This window comes from Methanomassiliicoccales archaeon (genome assembly GCA_026394375.1).
Lineage (GTDB): Archaea > Thermoplasmatota > Thermoplasmata > Methanomassiliicoccales > UBA472 > JAJRAL01.
Genome location: JAPKYJ010000027.1, coordinates 75,675 through 93,722, shown reverse-complemented (window position 1 = coordinate 93,722; position 18,048 = coordinate 75,675). Strand labels below are relative to the sequence as shown.

The 18,048-nt window shown below is 60.4% G+C and carries 11 protein-coding genes and 1 tRNA gene; 6 read left to right on the top strand and 6 right to left on the bottom strand.

What is annotated here, in order from left to right:
* Positions 1–74 precede the first annotated feature (74 nt).
* Positions 75–5,444, top strand: coding sequence for an ATP-dependent helicase (locus tag NT137_08385; protein MCX6653347.1), 5,370 nt, complete (start codon positions 75–77; stop codon positions 5,442–5,444).
* Here the strand turns inward: NT137_08385 and NT137_08380 are convergent, their stop codons facing one another.
* Complete coding sequence (locus NT137_08380; protein MCX6653346.1) at positions 5,445–6,218, bottom strand: sulfide-dependent adenosine diphosphate thiazole synthase; 774 nt, start codon at positions 6,216–6,218, stop codon at positions 5,445–5,447.
* A gap of 147 nt (positions 6,219–6,365) precedes the next feature.
* Between NT137_08380 and NT137_08375 the strand changes: the two genes are divergently transcribed.
* Complete coding sequence (locus tag NT137_08375) at positions 6,366–6,743, top strand: helix-turn-helix domain-containing protein (GenBank protein ID MCX6653345.1); 378 nt, start codon at positions 6,366–6,368, stop codon at positions 6,741–6,743.
* Between the two features lie 7 nt (positions 6,744–6,750).
* Here the strand turns inward: NT137_08375 and NT137_08370 are convergent, their stop codons facing one another.
* The 3 genes from NT137_08370 to NT137_08360 are packed head-to-tail and all read right to left on the bottom strand — an operon-like array spanning position 6,751 to position 8,815.
* Positions 6,751–7,557, bottom strand: coding sequence for a hypothetical protein (locus tag NT137_08370; protein MCX6653344.1), 807 nt, complete (start codon positions 7,555–7,557; stop codon positions 6,751–6,753).
* Positions 7,558–8,382, bottom strand: coding sequence for a class I SAM-dependent methyltransferase (locus tag NT137_08365; GenBank protein ID MCX6653343.1), 825 nt, complete (start codon positions 8,380–8,382; stop codon positions 7,558–7,560).
* Positions 8,327–8,815, bottom strand: coding sequence for an adenosine-specific kinase (locus NT137_08360; GenBank protein MCX6653342.1), 489 nt, complete (start codon positions 8,813–8,815; stop codon positions 8,327–8,329). Before NT137_08360 ends, NT137_08365 begins: the two co-directional genes overlap by 56 nt.
* 96 nt (positions 8,816–8,911) lie before the next feature.
* Here NT137_08360 and NT137_08355 point away from each other — a divergent pair, with 96 nt between their 5' ends.
* Both NT137_08355 and NT137_08350 read left to right on the top strand, forming a co-directional pair.
* The gene (locus NT137_08355) at positions 8,912–9,742 is read left to right on the top strand and encodes a TIM barrel protein (protein MCX6653341.1); all 831 of its coding nucleotides are present in this window, start codon (positions 8,912–8,914) and stop codon (positions 9,740–9,742) included.
* A 56-nt stretch (positions 9,743–9,798) separates the two neighbouring features.
* On the top strand, positions 9,799–10,869 hold the full coding sequence (locus NT137_08350) for a zinc ribbon domain-containing protein (GenBank protein ID MCX6653340.1): 1,071 nt from the start codon (positions 9,799–9,801) through the stop codon (positions 10,867–10,869).
* A gap of 18 nt (positions 10,870–10,887) precedes the next feature.
* Here the strand turns inward: NT137_08350 and NT137_08345 are convergent, their stop codons facing one another.
* On the bottom strand, positions 10,888–13,029 hold the full coding sequence (locus tag NT137_08345; protein ID MCX6653339.1) for a DnaA/Hda family protein: 2,142 nt from the start codon (positions 13,027–13,029) through the stop codon (positions 10,888–10,890).
* 134 nt (positions 13,030–13,163) lie between these two features.
* On the opposite strand from NT137_08345, the gene NT137_08340 reads away from it, so the two are divergent.
* Positions 13,164–13,269 (top strand) — tRNA-Thr (locus NT137_08340).
* Positions 13,270–13,285: 16 nt separating this feature from the next.
* Here NT137_08340 and thiC read toward each other — a convergent pair.
* The gene (gene thiC / locus NT137_08335; GenBank protein ID MCX6653338.1) at positions 13,286–14,563 is read right to left on the bottom strand and encodes a phosphomethylpyrimidine synthase ThiC; all 1,278 of its coding nucleotides are present in this window, start codon (positions 14,561–14,563) and stop codon (positions 13,286–13,288) included.
* A 276-nt stretch (positions 14,564–14,839) separates the two neighbouring features.
* Between thiC and gyrB the strand changes: the two genes are divergently transcribed.
* Complete coding sequence (gyrB, locus tag NT137_08330) at positions 14,840–18,040, top strand: DNA topoisomerase (ATP-hydrolyzing) subunit B (protein MCX6653337.1); 3,201 nt, start codon at positions 14,840–14,842, stop codon at positions 18,038–18,040.
* The last annotated feature ends 8 nt before the right edge of the window (positions 18,041–18,048 follow it).

Here is an 18,048-nt window from a genome sequence, read left to right as displayed (position 1 = left end):
CTCCGCCGACCTCCCCGAAAGGTAGTAATAGGGGCACGGCCAATGAATCGCGCTTTCAAGGCATCGAGGATGAGATGGAGAGAGTAGCGAAGAGGAGCACGAAGCAAGAGGTCATGGGCCTCATGGAGCCGCTCATCGCGGAGTGGTTCAGCTCCAAGTTCAGCGATCTCACGGAACCGCAGTCATACGCCATACCGATAATCCACCGGCGGGAGCACGTGCTCGTCTCCTCGCCCACTGGCTCAGGCAAGACCATGACCGCGTTCCTGAGCATCATCAACGAGCTGTTCAAGTGTGCCAAGGCCGGGAAGCTGGAGGAAAAGATCTACGCCGTCTACGTTTCCCCCCTGAAGGCACTGGCGAACGATATCAACCGCAACCTGGAGGAGCCGTTGCGCGAAATATCCGAGCTGGCGCGCAGAGAGCACGTCGACATGCCAAGCATCAGGGTGGGGCTGCGCACGGGCGACACCCCCCAGGCCGAGAGGCAGCGGATGCTCAAGCGGCCTCCGCACATCCTCATCACTACCCCGGAGTCCTTGGCGCTGGCCCTGGCCGCTCCCAAGTTCCGGGAGAGGTTCGCCTCGGTCGAGTATCTCATCGTAGACGAGATCCACGAGATCTGCGATTCCAAGCGCGGGGTCTTCCTTTCCCTTACTCTGGAGAGGTTGCAGGATCAGGTGAAGAAGCAGATCACCCGCATCGGTCTCTCGGCCACTCTCGCTCCCATTGAAGAAATAGCCCAGTTCCTGGTCGGTTACGACAAGGGCAAAGGGCGGGACGTGAACATCGTCGAGGTCAAGACGCGCAAGAACCTGGACCTGAAGGTGCTCTGCCCCGTGGAGGACATGACCACCCTTTCCTACGAGGTCATGAACTCCCGCATGTACGACCTGCTGAAGGAGCTCATCGATTCGCACACCTCCACCATCGTCTTCACCAACACCCGCAGCGGGACAGAGAGCGTGGTCTACAAACTGAAGGAACGGGGCATAGAGAGCATCGAGGCGCATCATGGCTCTCTGGCCAAAGAAACGAGGCTGGACGTGGAGGAGCGGCTGAAGACCGGGCAGCTCCGGTGCGTCGTCTCCTCGACCTCATTGGAGCTGGGCATCGACATAGGCTTTGTGGACCTGGTGTGCCAGATAGGCTCGCCCAAGTCCGTGGCCAAGGGCATGCAGCGCGTCGGCCGGAGCGGGCACTCGCATGGGAAGACCGCCAAAGGTCGCATGATCGTTTTCGACATGGACGACCTGGTCGAGTGCGCTGTGCTTTGCCGCGCAGCTCATCGCAGCAACATAGATCGCGTCACCATACCGGAGAACTGCCTGGACGTGCTGGCGCAGAGCATCGTGGGCATGAGCATCGAGAAAAGATGGGAGGTGGACGAGGCCTTCGACGTGGTGCGACGCTCGCATTGCTATCGCAACCTGAGCAAGCAGAGCTTCCTGGAAGTGCTCCGCTACCTAGGCAGTCGGGAGGGCTTCGAGGGCGTCTACTCGAAGATATGGCTGGACGAGGATGAAGGGCGCTTCGGCAAGAAGAAGGGCGGGCGCATGATCTATTTCCTCAACCTAGGCACCATTCCGGAAGAGGCCAATTACAAAGTGGTGAACGAGCGTGGGGCCTTCGTTGGCGACCTCTCGGAGAAATTCGTGGAGCGCCTGGCGCCTCGCGACGTCTTCGTGCTCGGCGGTCGCTCCTACGAGTATCTGAAGACCAAGGGCATGAAGGCCTTCGCCCGCTCCGCCTCCGGCCGCAAGCCCACTGTGCCGTCCTGGACCGGCGAGATGCTGCCCCGTTCCTTCGATCTCAGCGTGGAGATCGCCCGTTTCCGGAGGGAACTGGCGGAGCGTCTCGATGAGCCCGAGGACGAAGTCATCGATTGGCTGGGCCGCGATTTCGACATCGACCTGGGTTCTGCGCGTTCCATAGTATCCTATTTCAAAGAGCAGCGCTCGGCCGTGAACCTCATTCCCAACGATCGGACGTTGGCGGTGGAAGGCTATCTGGACCGGAGGGGCAATCACAACGTCATCTTCCATTTCCCTTTCGGAAGAAGGGTGAACGACGCTCTCTCCCGGGCGTACGCCTTCAAGCTCACCCAGCAGCTCGGTTCGAATGTTTCCGTGTCGGTGCTGGACGACGCCTTCATGATCAGCGTGCCGCGTCAAGTGTCCCTGGCCGACATGCGCTCCCTGGTCAAGAGCGACGAGCTCGAGGGAGTATTGCGCAAGGCCATCAAGGACTCGGAGATATTCAAGCAGAGGTTCCGGCACACCGCCTCCCGCTCTTTCATGATACTGCGCAACTACAAAGGCAGGCAGGTGTCCGTCAACCGGCAGCAGGTCCGCTCGGGATATCTGCTTGACTACCTGAGCAACCTGGAGCACGTTCCGGTTATCGACGAGACATACCGCGAAATCCTGGAGGACGTGATGGACCTCGCCAACGCTCGGGCAGTGTTGGAAGGCATCGAAAAAGGGCAGATGGACGTGGCGTGCATCGATTTCTCCTCCACTCCTTCGCCGTTCGCGCACAGCATCGTGCTGGCGGGCATATCGGACATAGTGCTCATGGAGGACCGGTCTGCACTGTTGAAGGAATTGCATCGCAAAGTGTTGGAAAGGGTGATGGAGGGCGATCTGGACCGCTTCGAGTTCGAGCAGGAGGCGGTTGTCTCGTACTTCGCCAGGAAGCGCGGGCGCATTTCGACCAAGGATGAGCTGGTGACGTTGCTCAAGCGCACCGGCCCACTGCACATCTTCAAGGAGCGCGGGCGCAGCGTATACTCCTACTCCGATCCGGACAAGGCCACCGTGGACGCATGGGCCTCGGAGCTGCTGGAGGAAGGAAAGATCGCCTCGGTCCATATCGACGACCTCAACTACGTCGCCTCCGAGGACCTCTCCACCTACGCCCCTTTGCTGGCAAAGGACCGAGAGCTGGGTGAGACAGAGAAGAAGGCGCTCGAGCTTCTTGCCGACTCGCATTCGGCCGCGGAAGTGGCTGAGACGTTGGGGGTGGACATCGACAAGGCACTGCGCGCCCTCCACGTGCTGGAAACGATGCAAGTGGTCGGGCGGGCATCGCGCAAGGAAGGCAAGTGGCGCTATCGAAGAAGGGACATAGCGCTTACCTCCAAGCAAGAGGCGCTGGACAAGGCCATCATCACCTTCCTGGGGGCGTTCGGACCGGCATCGGCAGATGAGGTTGCTTTCGTCATCGGACAAGAGGAGGCGGAGGTCGCCAGCGCCCTCTCCGCCCTGACGGCGGAGGAGATCATGGACGAAGGAAGGTTCGTCATCTCCGAGCGGACGCAATACATGCTCAAACTGGACCACCTGCGCCTGAGGGCCGGGGGCCAACGCGTCTACGATTCCCGGACCATCGACTCCTATCGCAGGAGAAAAGGGGAGGGGCCGTTCCAGAGCATCGAGGAGTGCGTGCGCTTCTTCGGGGAGATGGGCATGCCGGTGGACATACACCGTCGGGTGCCTTCCTTCGATGTGGGAGATTGGGAGCGGCTGCGCACCAGCGGCCGGTTGCTCCTGGGTCGCTTCCGGCGCGCCCGGGTCCGCTACGTGCTGGATGAGGATGCAGCTCTCTATGTGGCGGCCTATCGCATGGCCGGCCTCGGCGAGCAGGACCAGCGCATTCTGAACGTGATCGCCTCCTACCAGGGCATGAGCATGCGCCAACTGATGTCCGAGCTCGGCCTGGAAAAGGAGGAGCTGAAGGAGAGCCTCGACCGTCTGGACCGGAACACGTATGTGGTGCGGAAGTACGACGAAGGGGAGGAGTGGGCTCGGGAGAACGTCTATCTGCCGTTCGAGGCCAAGGAGTTCGATGGTGACGCGCTCATAGAGCTGGTGCGCCGCTTCCTACTGGCCTACGGTCCAGTGCCGCTCTTCGCCATGACCGGCTACACTGGCTTCTCTCCCGATCAGGTCAAACGGGCGCTCTCCCAGCTGGAAGTGAGTACCATCACGGTGAGCGAACTGCACACCGAGATGTACCTGCTGGCGGAGGAGGCGGAGCGCTTGGAATCCTTCGTTCCTTCCGAGGAAGGCACGAAAATAGTCTCGCTCTACGATCCATCCGTGCAGCCGATGTGGGCGGAGATCGCCTCCCGTTACGGAGACGGCTGGGTCTTCCCCATCCTGCACAAAGGGCGCCTGGTCGGAGCGGCGGAGAAATGGAACATGAGCGGATGCGTGGAGGTCCGCTCCTTGGACCTGGATGACGACAAGCTGCTCGCTCCGGCGCTGGTAGCCATCGACCGGATGATGACCTTCTACAAGCTCCTGGGCTACGACGTCGTCCGGCTGCGGGAGGTATTGGGCAAGGATGCGGCCGAAGTGCCTCCAGAGGTGGACGAGGTCCTGCGGCAAGGAGGGTACGTGGCCACTAACGGCCTCTACGTAAAGGGTCGCTTCACGGCCAAGGTGTTCACCCATGACCAGGTCTTCAGCTACGTGTTCCGGAAGCAGCGCGTGCTGCGCTCGCGCCGGTTCAGGAACATCCTGGAAGCGGTCAAGTCCACGGGAGGACTACGCTCCGAGGCGGATGCCTTCCTTCGCTCCAAGGTGAAGGTACCGTTGAAGAAACTGGCTGAACAGGGGTTCCTGGTCCGCGGCGTCGGCATTCCGGAGTTCACCCTCTACACCACCTCGGAGCACATGTCCCTCTACTCCAAGGCGAAATCCGTTCCCCTGGACCAGGACATGCGCTCCCTGCTGCAGATCATCATCGAGTCGGGGACGATCTCCAAACGCAGGCTCTTCGACCTCTCACCCGTGGGCGAGAGGAGGACGAAGGAGGCGATGCGCCGACTGCACCAAGGTTCGCGGATCTACCTGGACGGGGCGAACCGCATCCGCGCCTCAACCGAAAGCAAGCTCACGCAGCGCGAGGCACAGAAGGAGGTGGTCCACCTGCTCTTCCGCAACTTCGGGCTCTTCAGCGCCGAGAACCTCTCCCGCTTCATGAAGTTCGAGCTGCGCATGCGCGACCTGCGCTCGATACTGGCCGAGCTGGAGGACGAAGGTCTCCTGGTCAAAGGGTTCCTGATGCAGGATGATCAGACCATGCATTGGGCGCTCGCCAGCGAGATCGAGAAGATCGGACCGTTGTCGAAGGAGGAGTTCGTGCTCACTCCCATGGACAACCTATGGTACTATATCCAACCGCAGGTGAAAGAGCGGTTCGGAACCTGGTGCTACGTCCTCTTCCGAGGTCCGGAGATGGTGGGCATGTTCCGGGCGCGCAAGAAGGGCAGCGACCTCATCATGTTCGAGATGCAGGGTGAACAAGACCTGAAGGAATCGGTGCGGAAGCATCTTCGCGAGATAGGCCTGGTCCTCAAGGAGGCAGAGGCGAACGAGACGCCAGAATGGGAGGTGGAGGAGTTCTACGAGCTCACCCACCCGGGCGAGGACTGATCACTCTTTTCGGTCCAGTATCAACTGTGCCACCTTGCGCCCGGACAGCAGCATGCCGCCGAAGATGGGCCCCATGCGCGGGGCGCCCATGACCGCGTTGCAGGCCATGCCCGTGACGTAGAGGTTCGGATACACCTCGACGGTGTTCTCCACGGTCATGAACTCACCCACCTCCGCCCACATGCTCTTCTCGCCCTCGATGCGGCCAGTTGGCGTGTTCAGACGGCCCACCTTGCGCACGACCACGTTCACCACTTCTGCCGGGTGGCCGGTGCCATCGATTACGTACTTGGAACGGATGGCCAGTGGGTCCACGTGCAGCCTGGCGACCTCTACGGCGCTGAAGTTGATGACCACGCCGCAGATCCGGTCCTGGCGGATCATCACGTCCTCCACCGTGATGTTGTTGTAGAGCTTCGCTCCCGCATCCAGGGCGGAGGCGATCAGCTTGGCGGAAGCTTCTACGGAATCGGCGGTGTGGTATCCATCCCCCGCATCCTCAAGGCGCACGCCGATCTCTTCCAGCAATGACTTGGACTCCTCCTGCACCACGATTACGGGGAAGGTCATGCCGCCCCCCCACATGCCGCCGCCCGGAGTGAGCTTGCGCTCGAAGATGACGACCTTCTTGCCGCCCGTGGCCAGATAGCGGGCCGCGGTGAGCGAGGCCGGTCCAGCGCCAGCGATGACCACATCCACATCCAAATTCTCAAGGAACTCTCGGGAATAGCGTTCGACGATCTTGCGCGTGACCATTATCTCGTCAATCGGCATGGAAGCTCACGTCCTCCGTCCTATATCGAGGAAGAGGATTTAGGCCCTCTGTAAACGATTGTGAATATTTGAATCCTCGCAGCCACTCCCGTGCGTTTCAGTTTCGCGTCAAATCTCTTAAATATCGTTAACCCCATTTGCGCTTTCATGAAGATCCCGTGCGAACTGATCGTTTGGTATGTCCTGCCCTCGATCAGGAGGGAGCTGGCCCGGGAGCTTGTCGACAAGCACCACCTGAGCCAGGCGGAGGTGGCCAGACGCTTTGGCGTTACGGACGCGGCCATCTCTCAGTACCTCAAGGCCAAGAGGGGTACCAGCAAGGAGATCGAGAACAGCGGGAAATACGAGGACTTCAAGAAGGAGGTCGAGGCCTCCGCCGCGCGCATGATCAACGGCTCGGACATCGTCACCGAGACCTGTCGCATCTGCGAGATGGTAAAGAAGAGCGGCATGCTGGTCAAGGTCTACGAGACCCACACTGGTGTCAGGGCGCCCCAATGCGTCAGCTGCCAAATCGACACCTGATCCACTTCTATCGTCTCGACCGTCTGGCATCCTCTGTTAAGAACAGGTATTCCTGGGCGTAGCCAGCGTATCTTCCGAAGTGCGATCTGGCCCAACCGTTCACCTTCTCGTATGAGCCCTCGACCGCATACTTCGAGCTCATGACCCGCTTGATGCGCACGTCCACCGGGAACGCCTCCAGGTGGTCCAAGCAGAAGAGGGCTATGCAATCGGCCACCTTGTCCCCGATGCCGTGGAAGCGCTTCAGCTCTGCGACGCACTGCTCGTATGGAACCTTTTTCCACCGCTCGAACCTCAGCTCGCCGCGAACGCCAGAAACGGCGAACTGCACGAATCTCTGGCAGCGGTAGCCAAGCCCGCATGATTGCGCCTCCCTCTCACTTTGGACGATCTGTTCGGGCGTGGGGAAGGAGAAAAGGTCCGGTTCGATCTCCGTGCCGTACGTCCGGCAAACGCTCTCGATCATCTTCTTGATGCGAGGGACGTTGGCGTTGGTGGCCAGGACGAAAGAAGCGGCGCACTCCCAGGGCTCCTGCCGCAGCAGTCGTAGTCCTGGAAAACGCTCCATCAGCTTCCGCACGTAGGCATCTTGGGCCAGTTCGTTCTCCATCTCCTCGAGTTCGTCGTCGAGGCGGAAGTACGCCGCCAGCTCTCTGGATGAGATCTCAGCTTCCACGTCGACCTTCGATCTACGCTGCTGCAGGCGGACGACGTTCCCTCGAATTGCTCCCACCCACGTGTCCCCGTCCCGTCTCCAACGGAACGCCTGTCCACAGTCCAGGGTAAGGTCCAGGTCGATCGGTCCCAGGTCCATCTAGAGCTTCCTTGCCACGAAAGCCATCAGCTCGCTGTTCTTGCGGAAGGGCGAGAGGGCGTAGTCGCCGTAGGTCTCGATGACGTCGAAGCCGGCATTCTGCAGCATCTCCACCGCCTCTTGATAGAAGAGCAAACGCAACCTCATGCTGGTGGTCACGCGACGGAACTCCTTGTCCTGGCGGGAGATGTCGTAGAAGTAATGTACCGTCGTCGTCTGATTGGTGGTGTCGAAGGACTGGGCCTCGAACTTGGAGATGACCTCCCCCTTGGACGTGATCTTGGTGCCCCGGTGCCTCATCAGGCCCTCGGGCCTATCCAGGCGAGGATTGAAGACACTGATGGAAAGCAAGCCTCCCTTCTCTAAATGCCCCCAGATGTTCTTGAGCGTCTCTTCTTGCTCCTTGCGCGTCAGCAGGTGCAAGAAGGAATTGAACGGGACGACGGCCAGGCGGAACCTCCGAGAGGTCTTGAACGTGCGTACATCCCCTTGGATGATGTCGATGTTGCGCTCCACCCTTCCTCCGATCAGATCGAGCTTGGCCGTCAGGATGTCCAGCATGGCCGAGCTGCGATCGACACCGGTGAGCTCGAATCCCGCGTCTGCCAGGGGTATCATGATCCGTCCGGTCCCGCACATGCACTCCAATACTGGGCCGCCAGTGCGCTCGGCCAGGCCCTGGTAGAAGCCTACATCTTCGGTGAAGTCCTCATACCACACGTCGTAGTACTTCGCCGATTGCTCGTACTCGTCCAGAGGCTCGCGTTCCTCAGCGCTTGTAGCCGATCTTGCGAAGGAACTCTTTTCTTTCTTTGGCGTTCTCATCGTTCTCCACTCCCAGGGGCGATTGCCCGTCCACCACGCCGATCACTCCCCGACCCAGCTCGGTCCTGGCCACCAGCACCTCCAGGTCATTAGCGGTGGCGCAGAAGACGGTGCACACCTCCGGCACGTGCTTGATACGGTCGAGCACGTTCACGGGATAGGCGTTGCGGATGACCACCACGAACAGATGCCCCGCCCCGATGGCGCGGGCGTTCTTGGTGGCGCATTGCACGAGCTCTTCATCATTGCCCTCTGTTCTTATCAGCCGTGGCCCGGAGGCTTCGTTGAAGGCTATGCCGAATCTGATCCCCGGAACGGAGTTCACCATCGCCTCGTAGAGGTCCTCCGCGCTCTTGATGAAATGCGTCTGGCCGATGATGACGTTCGCGTCCTGCGGCATCTCGATGCGCACTGCCTCGATCTCCGGCTTCATGCCTACCCTTCACGAAACATGTCCTCGTCCAATTTAAACTCTTGCGCCGGTCTATCTGGAGCGAAGATTAATAGCGCCCCTAGGGATTTTATCCATATGATCCGGGTGGGACCGGCCGGCTATCCTGAGGGCAGCAAGGGGCCGGTGGATGCGGTGGAGCGCTGCGCGAAGCTCGGCTTCAACGCCCTGGAGGTGCAGTTCGTGCGCCAGGCGCGCATGGCCGAGGACAAGGCCATTGCCCTGGGGAATAGGGCGAACGAGCTAGGCGTACTGCTGAGCGTCCATGCACCGTACTACATCAACTTCAATTCCCTCAACCCGGAGACCGTGCGCAAGAGCAGGGAATGGGTGTTGAAGAGCGTTCGCCTGGCGCATCTGATGAAAGCGTACGTGGTGGTCATCCACGCCGCCTCCTATTCTGGCGGTGAACCGAGCAAAGCGACCAGGGCGGTTCTGACCGGATTGAGGGAATGCCGGCGGACCATGGAGCAGGAGGGGATGGAGGAGGTGCTCTTGGGCCTGGAGACCACGGGCAAGCGGGGGTCCTGGGGCACGCTGGCCGAGATCGCCGGCGTCTCCTCCCAGCTGCAGGGGGTGGTGCCGGTGGTGGACTTCGCCCATCTGCACGCCCGCTCTGGAGGTAGCCTAGATTCGGTGGAGCGATTCCGGGCCGTGCTCGAAGAGGCAGGTTCGATGTGCAACAGAAGACTGCACTCCCACTACTCGTGCATCGAGTTCACCGAGGCAGGAGAGCGAAGGCACCTGACCCTGGGCGAGAGGCAGCCGGATTTCTCTTTGCTCGTGCGCGCACTGGGGGGCTGGAAAGGTGAGCTGACCATCATCAGCGAGACGCCCGCCCCGGAGAACGGCGCGAGGGAGATGATCGTTCAGCTCTCCGCTCAGAGAAGAGGAAAGGGCGGTCGATGATGTTCGCAACGACAGTTATTTTACCTCATTGGGCGATAGACACCCCCGACACTGGAGTGGTCCATTTGGCTGAGATATCCTCGGGAAGCGGCGCGAACGAAGAGGCGTTCGAGTTCGATTGCCCAGAATGCGGCATCCATATCAAGGGCGAGGTCTCCAAATGCCCCAAGTGCGGGGTGGGGTTCGTCATCGAAGAGGTGACGGAGGTCGCCTGTCCCAAGTGCGGGAAGATGATACCCGCCGACTCCGCCAAATGCCCTCATTGCGGCTCGGAGTTCGAGGAAGCCGGAGCGAAGCCGGCGTCGGAGGGGCCGAAGCCGCCGGAGCCGGAAAAGATCAAGCCGGAGCCCAAGGACGTGGTGGACGAAGGGGCGCTTCGTCGCCAGTTCCCCGATATGGTGGCGGAGGTCAAACCGCTCCTCACCCTAGCCAAGGAGCATGGCATCGACTCCTCGGAGGGACGCCGCCTCATCGACAAGTCGGTCCGGTCCGGCAAGCAGAAGGACATCGTCTCCGCCGTGCGCTACGTCAAGGAATGCCGGGAGAGCATCCGGGCAGCCATCGATTCCCGTCTGGACCGGGAGGTCCAATATCTGGAGAAATTGGTGGACGTGGCCAAGTCCCTTGGGTCGGACCCGGTCAGCATCAGCGAGGCCATCGGCCGCATCAAGGAAAGGAGAAAGGATGCGGACCTGGAGGGCGCCCTGCGCGAGTCCCAAGAAGGCAAGAAGGCCGCCGAGAGGCTCACGGGCAAGTACATCGAGGCGAGCGAGCTCTCCGATCAGTTGGAGAAGCTCATCCAGAGCTGCGAACGCTTCTACGTGGACGTGCGCGAGGGCCGCAAGCTCCTCTCCGAGGCGAGGGACGCTGGTGAGCACGGCGATTGGAGCATGATGGGTATCCTGGCCAGAAAGGGAAGGGAGGAGATCCTCAAGACCCTGCCGGACATATTGAACGGCGAGCTGAAGAAGGCCCGATCGCAACTGCTCGACGCCAAGGCGGAGGGAAAGGACGTATCCATGCTCATCAAGGTGCTCAAGGAGGCGGGCATGGCCGCTAAGATGGAGAGGTGGGAGGAGGCGCTAGAGCGTCTCATCGAGTTCAAGTCCGAGGCCAAGTACGTCTGATCTTCTTTTATCGGTTCTCTAGGAGCGCACGACCTCCATTTCCCGTTCCAGTATGGACCTCTCCTGCGGCTTCAGGCCTTCGGGATCCAGGGAAAGGATGAAGATTGCCTCCCGCTCCGCGACCTCATCCACCAGGGTGCGCACGAAACGGATCACGCCCTCGAACGTCGTGTTGCTGATGAGGTACTGTACATCGTCCAATAGGACGATGGAGCGCTTCCTCTCCTTGATGAACTCCTCGATGGTGACCATGATCCTTTCTAGGGACGGAGGTACTGTCTTCTCTCCTTTGCTCTCCTTGTCCGTGAGCCAGAGCACCGTCGCCTCCGCCTCACCCAGTCTCTGCTTCAGTGCCTTGGGATGTCCTCGGACGATGGCCAGTCCTTGATATCCTTCCCTCACCTTCCCCGCCATCAGTCGGTAGGCGAGCTCGGGCTTCTCCTCCTCCAGGAGGTAGCTCTTGCCAGCGATCATCTCCACCCGGACCGGGGTTGGTCGCTTGGAGGTGCGCTCTTCCTGCTTGAGGATATCCTGGGCAAGCTCGATGGTGATGGGGGAATTCATGAGCGAGGAGAAGGCTACCACCCGGTTCATCCCTCCCTCCAGCTGGCGCACGTTGTCCTTGCACACCTCGGCGATGAAGGCCAGGACCTCCTTCGGCACGGTGAGCCTCTCTGATGAGCATCGGCGTTCTAGAATGGCCAGGCGGGTTTCTAGGTCAGGCGGTTGTATGTCCGCTATCAGCCCGCACTCGAAGCGTGTGATCAAGCGCTCCCCCAACGAGGGAATCTCCTTGGGCGGACGATCGCAGGCCAGGACCACCTGTCCCCCCCGCTCCAGGATATCGTTGAACGTCTGGAACAGCTCCTCTTGGATGCGCTCCTTCCCGGCCAGGAACTGCACGTCGTCCAGGAGCAGCGCGTCCGTCCCGCGGTAGGCGCGGCGCATCTCGTCCAGCTTGTTCCGGGTCACCGCCTCGATGAGGTCGCTCTCGAACGTCTCCGTGGGGGCGAAGATGACCTTCTTGGAGCCAGGTGCAGCGATATGGTTGCCGATCGCCTGGATGAGGTGCGTCTTGCCCAAGCCGCTCTTGCTGTAGATGAACAGGGGGTTGTAGGAACGTCCCGGGCTCTCCGCCACCGCCTTGGCCGCAGCCTCAGCGAACTTGTTCCCCGGACCGGAGACGAAGGATTCGAAAGTGAAACGAGAGTTCAGGCCCCGCCCGAAAATGGAATGAGGGACATCCGATGGGCAGGTGGGGCATCTCCCCTCTCCGTCCAGGGCGGCACCGCAGCGCGCGCACTTCGCGGTCTGCGCTTCGCCTGAGGTGAGCTGACGGTGGTACTGCAGGATGAGGTCGTAGACGGAGTCAATCTTCTCATCAACCTTCTTGCGCTCCTGGTCCTGCTTGATCTCCTCCTCTGCTTCCTTCTCCTCGAAGCCCTCGATGCTCCTCCTCAATGCCTCGAGTTCGCTCTCCACGTCCAAGACCCTCTCGGGATCGCGCATGCGGCGCATGAGCGATTCCGCTTCCCGTTCGTAGCCTTCAGTGTCCAGGAACCGCAGCACTTCCTCCAGGCCTTGGAGCCGCTGGATGTTCGCCTCGAAATAGGGCAAGGCCCGCGTCGCCGCCGGAGGGTCGCTGGTGTACAGTCGGATCAGGTTGCCTACGCTGTAGCCCTCTTTCACCCACTCCAGTATGCGCTGGGCGGTCGGGTCCTCCTTCCCTGCCAGGCGGTGGGTCTCGCCCTTGAGGCGAGGGTTCGTCAGGGACGGAGGTGGCATGAGCTCCACCCGCCCCACACGGGCATCAGGGAACCGGCGCTCCACCTCGGAAAGCGATACGCGGGAGTGCAACGATACCGAGGACTCCACGAAGAGGGAATCCTCCCACATGAACTCGGCCGCCCGGCCGCCCTGATACGCTCTCTCCCCTCGCCCTGGTCCAGCCTTGCGGTAGGCATAGATGGCGATGCTAGGCTCTCCAGAATTGAAGGTGATGAGGCCCTCGGCCACATCGCCGTTGAGAGAGAAATCGAGCTTTAGGTAGCCGGAGAAGGCGTACTTACGCACGTCCTCGAGCGCCCGCTTGAGCACGCCCTCTCCACCCCGATGCTTGTCGACGACCTGCCCTTCTGGCACTCCAAGCTCCAACAGCACGCCTATCAGGACAAAATCGCCCAGGTCCGATATATGGCTTGTGCCCAGATGGCCTCGAGCCCCAAAGCCGATGCGCGTTCGAGAGCGCACCAAGAAAGTTTTAAATGGGAGCACGTTTTGTTGGCATCCTGCCTGCCACTGTAGCTCAGCGGCAACTCTCGGCCGAGGGGTCGAGGGTCGCTAGAGAGCGACGGTTTCGTAAACCGTAGGCCGGGGGTTCGATCCCCTCCAGTGGCTCCACTTCTTCCTTCGCTTCCTAGGTCCGGTCCTTCTTCAGGTATTCCTTGACGATCTTGATGGCGCACACGTCCCCGCACATGGAGCAGCCTTCGGTGTCCTGATTGTGCCCCCTGCCCCGGTAGCGGCGGGCCTTCTCCTCATCGATGGCCTGGGCGAACATCCCTTCCCAGTCCAGGTTCTTCCGCGCCACTGCCATGGCATCGTCCCGCTCCCTTCCACGTCCTCTGGCCAGATCAGCGGCATGGGCGGCGATCTTGGAGGCGATCAGCCCCTCCTTCACATCCTCGGGCGTGGGCAGGGAGAGATGCTCGGATGGAGTGACATAGCAAAGGAAGTCCGCGCCATGGTAGGCGGCTATCGCCCCTCCGATGGCCGCGGTGATATGGTCGTAGCCTGGGGCGATATCCGTGACCAGAGGCCCGAGCACATAGAAAGGCGCTCCGTCGCAGACCGACTTCTCTACTCGCACATTGGCCTCGATCTGATCCATTGGCACGTGGCCGGGTCCCTCCACCATCGACTGCACATCTTTCTCCCGGGCGCGCTTCACCAGCGATCCGAGGGTGAAGAGCTCCTGCAGCTGGGGTGCGTCAGTGGCGTCATGGATGCATCCGGGCCTCAGGCCGTCGCCCAAGCTCAGGGTGAACTCGTACTTCGCGGCCAGTTCCAGCAAGTAGTCGAACTGCTCGTACAACGGGTTCTCCTTCTCGTTGTGCAGGATCCAAGCCACCAGGAACGCCCCGCCGCGGGAGACCACGTCGGTGATGCGGGACGAGCGCTTGAGCCAGGAGACCGTTTCCTTGGTGATGCCGCAGTGCACGGTCATGAAGTCCACGCCATCCTTCGCGTGTCGTTCGATGCCGTTGAAGATGTCGTCCTCGTCCATGTCCACCACCGCGCTCTGCCGGGCCATGCGCAGTCCCGTCTGGTAGATGGGCACGGTGCCCACGGGAACGTTCACCTCCCTGAGAATGCGGTGGCGAATGTCGTCGATGTCCCCGCCCGTGGAAAGGTCCATGAGCGCGTCCGCGCCGTAACGCAGAGCTATTCTGGCCTTCTCCAGCTCCTCCTCCACGTCCACGTGGTCGCGCGAGGTGCCGATGTTGACGTTGACCTTGACCCGTAATCCCTCCCCTATACCGCATTTCTTCGGCGAATGGAGCGGGTTGCGAGGTATGACCACCCGACCGCCGGCCACGGAGCGCCGTAGCCTTTCCGCCTCCACGCCCTCCATGGCGGCGACTGCCTCGATCTCTGGGGTAAGGCCCTTGCGCGCCTCGGCCATGAGCGACATCACTAACCCTACCGATTCGCCCTATTTCAACTTTGACTCGGAGCCCTCTCGCGGGAGCGAGGAGGAAGGCGTTCCCGAGGGCTAGAAAAACGCCAGTTCCGGACCCCTTCCCGGGAGGTCTAGTCTACTTATATAGCCAGATGGTAAGCGAATTTTATATATATTAGCTAGCCTTTAGGTCGTAGCGTCAGAGGGATGGGTTCAGGGCTTTCTCTCAGCAGGCGTTGGGGATCGAAAAAGGCGCATCGCTTTCGACTCAAGAACATGGTGAGGATCATGGAGGACAACAGCTACACGGCGGATAGGATCCAGGTCCTAGAGGGTCTGCAGGCCGTGCGCAAGCGCCCTAGCATGTATATCGGCTCGACCGATGCCCGGGGCCTGCACCATCTGGTCTACGAGGTCGTGGATAACAGCATCGACGAGGCCATGGGCGGTTTCTGCGACCGCATCGACGTCACGGTCAACGTCGATGGCAGCGTGACCGTGGCCGACGACGGTCGAGGCATACCCACGGGCATCATCGAGAAGTACGGCAAGCCGGCGGTGGAGGTGGTCATGACGCATCTCCATGCCGGAGGCAAGTTCGACCGCAAGTCCTACAAGGTCTCCGGCGGCCTTCACGGCGTCGGCCTGAGCGTGGTGAACTCGCTCTCGGAACGGCTCGAGGTGCACGTTAGACGAGAAGGCAAGGAGTGGATGATGCGCTGCGAGCGCGGGGTGGTCTGCTCCATGCTGACCGAGGTCGGTCCGACCGAAGAGACCGGCACGACCCTCACATTCATGCCTGACCGGGAGATCTTCCCGGACATCAATTTTGACGATGACACGCTCGCCTACCGACTTCGCGACCTGGCCTTCCTCAACCGCAACTTGGTCATCAATTTCAAGGACATGCGCACCGGCCGCGAGGAACATTTCCACTATGAAGGCGGGATCAACGAGTTCGTCACCACGCTCAATAAAAGCAAGATCCCCCTGCACGAGAGACCAATCTACATCTATGCCGAGAGGGAGGGCATGGTCATCGAGCTCTCCATGCAGTACACCGACGCTTACAACGAGTCCATCTTCACCTTTGTCAACAACATCAACACCATCGAAGGCGGCACGCATCTGATCGGGCTGCGCTCCGCACTCACCCGCACCATGAACGACTACGCTCGCAAGAACGGCTTCCTCAAGCCGAGCGAGGAGGCGTTGAGCGGAGATGACGTGAGGGAAGGTCTGACGGCCATACTCAGCATCAAGGTGCCCGAACCGCAGTTCGAAGGGCAGACCAAGACCCGGCTGGGCAACTCCGAGGTCAAGGGAATAGTGGAGAGCACGCTGAACGAGAAGCTCTTCGAGTTCCTAGAGGAGAATCCAAAGGTGGCAGAGGCTTGCATCAAGCGCTGCATCTTGGCCTCTCAGGCGCGGGAAGCGGCGCGGAAGGCGCGCGAGTTGACCCGCCGAAAAGGATATCTGGAATCGACCTCGCTTCCTGGCAAGCTGGCAGACTGCTCGGAGAAGGACCCGGCGAAGAGCGAACTCTACCTGGTCGAGGGGAACTCAGCAGGCGGGTGTCTCTCAGGAGACACCGAGATCGCGCTCGTGGATGGGAGGACTCTCTCTCTCGAGCAGCTAGTGGCGGAGCAGGAGCAAGGAAGGGAACACTTCTGCTACACGATTCGTAGGGATGGGAAGATAGGAGTAGAACTGGCGATTAATGCGAGAATCACTCGAAGACAGGCCGACGTCGTTCGTATCAGTCTGGACAATGGAGAGGGCGTCGTCTGCACTCCAGATCACCCTTTCATGCTGAGGGATGGGAGCTACATGATCGCCGAGAGGCTCATGAAGGGGGATTCGCTCATGCCCTTGTATCGGAAGGACTCAAGGGTGAAGGACCCTGGAATAACCATCGAAGGTTATGAAATGACATGGGATCCACGCTCGAACTCGTGGCTCTTCACCCACGTTCTGTCCGACTGGTACAACCGCTGGCTCGGAGCCTATGCGCGGAGCGACGGTAATCATTGCCATCACATTGATTTCAACAAGAGGAACAATAGCCCAGCCAACCTCGTCAGAATGCCTAGGGAGGATCACCTTAGGCTCCACAGGAGCATGCTGTCAAGGACGCTTCACAGCCCCCAGTCGATTGAGAAGGCTAGGCAGGCGCACCAAAGGGAAGACTATCGGAGGGCACTAAGCCTGCGGATGCTGAGGGAAGACACGAGAAAGCGCGTCTCAGAGAACTCCAAAAGGCAATGGGCGGACCCAGAGTACAAGGCGCACATGATGGCAAGGTGGCGTTCTTACTACGAATCGAACGAGGAATACAGGCGTGTTAATATGGAGAGGCTGAGCCGGGCCGCCAGGGAGTATTGGTCCAGGAAAGAGAACCGCGACTCGCAGTCCGCCGCAAAAAAGGCCTACTATCGGTCAAACGTGGAGGCCAGCCGATTGCTGGCCGCCGCTGCGAACGACCAATGGAAAGATCGGCAACTCAGAGTGTGGAGGGCGCATAAGACCCATGAGCAATGGACCCCCGAATTTCGCGCCAAGAGAAAGCTTGCGTTGGCCCGCACGTACTACCGGAAGACGATTCTTGCGCTGAAGGAGTGCGTTAAGGATGACGGCGAGATCGACGTCGAGCTCTTCTCCTCACACCGCCTCGCAAAAAGGGACAAATCGGTACTCAGATTCGACACGTTCTGTGAGAGATACTTCGACAACGACATGAGGCGCGCCACCGAAGCCGCCATCAGACACAACCACGCAGTGGTTTCCGTTGAGCCGCTCAAAGAAAAAGCGGACGTGTATGATATCGAAGTGCCTGGCAGTCACAACTTCGCGTTGGCTGCTGGCGTGTTCGTGCACAATAGCGCCAAAATGGGTCGCAATCGGGAGTTCCAGGCGATCCTTCCCCTACGAGGCAAGATCCTCAATGTGGAAAGAGCGCGCATGGACAAGATACTGAAGAACCAGGAGATCAGGAATCTTATCACGGCGATGGGCACCGGCATCGATGAGGATTTCAACATCGCGAACGCGCGCTATCACCGTGTCGTGCTGATGACCGATGCCGACGTCGACGGGGCACACATCCGCACCCTGCTCCTCACGCTTTTCTTCCGCCATATGAAGCCTCTGATCGACAGCGGATACGTGTACATAGCGCAACCACCGCTCTACCGCGTGGCGAAGGGGAGCAGGGAGATCTACGTCTACACCGAGAAGGAGCGAGACGAGGCGATCGCCGAGCTGGGAAAAGGGGCATCGGTGAATCGCTACAAGGGTCTGGGCGAGATGAACCCCAAGCAGCTCTGGGAGACGACCATGGACCCTGCCAGGCGTATCATGAAGCAGGTCTCGATCGAGGACGCGGTGCGAGCGGACGAGCTGTTCGCGATACTGATGGGTGATGACGTGGGCCCGAGGAGGGAGTTCATCATCACCCATGCGAAGGAAGTGGAGAACCTGGACGTGTGAGGTGGGAA

What these genes read in the sequence shown, in the direction of transcription:
- NT137_08375 (MCX6653345.1), top strand. Translation starts at nt 6,366, where the DNA reads ATGAAGATCCCGTGCGAACTGATCGTTTGGTATGTCCTGCCCTCGATC.
- NT137_08355 (MCX6653341.1), top strand. Translation starts at nt 8,912, where the DNA reads ATGATCCGGGTGGGACCGGCCGGCTATCCTGAGGGCAGCAAGGGGCCG.
- NT137_08360 (MCX6653342.1), bottom strand. Translation starts at nt 8,815, where the DNA reads ATGAAGCCGGAGATCGAGGCAGTGCGCATCGAGATGCCGCAGGACGCG.
- NT137_08385 (MCX6653347.1), top strand. Translation starts at nt 75, where the DNA reads ATGGAGAGAGTAGCGAAGAGGAGCACGAAGCAAGAGGTCATGGGCCTC.
- NT137_08380 (MCX6653346.1), bottom strand. Translation starts at nt 6,218, where the DNA reads ATGCCGATTGACGAGATAATGGTCACGCGCAAGATCGTCGAACGCTAT.
- NT137_08365 (MCX6653343.1), bottom strand. Translation starts at nt 8,382, where the DNA reads ATGAGAACGCCAAAGAAAGAAAAGAGTTCCTTCGCAAGATCGGCTACA.
- gyrB (MCX6653337.1), top strand. Translation starts at nt 14,840, where the DNA reads ATGGAGGACAACAGCTACACGGCGGATAGGATCCAGGTCCTAGAGGGT.
- thiC (MCX6653338.1), bottom strand. Translation starts at nt 14,563, where the DNA reads ATGTCGCTCATGGCCGAGGCGCGCAAGGGCCTTACCCCAGAGATCGAG.
- NT137_08370 (MCX6653344.1), bottom strand. Translation starts at nt 7,557, where the DNA reads ATGGACCTGGGACCGATCGACCTGGACCTTACCCTGGACTGTGGACAG.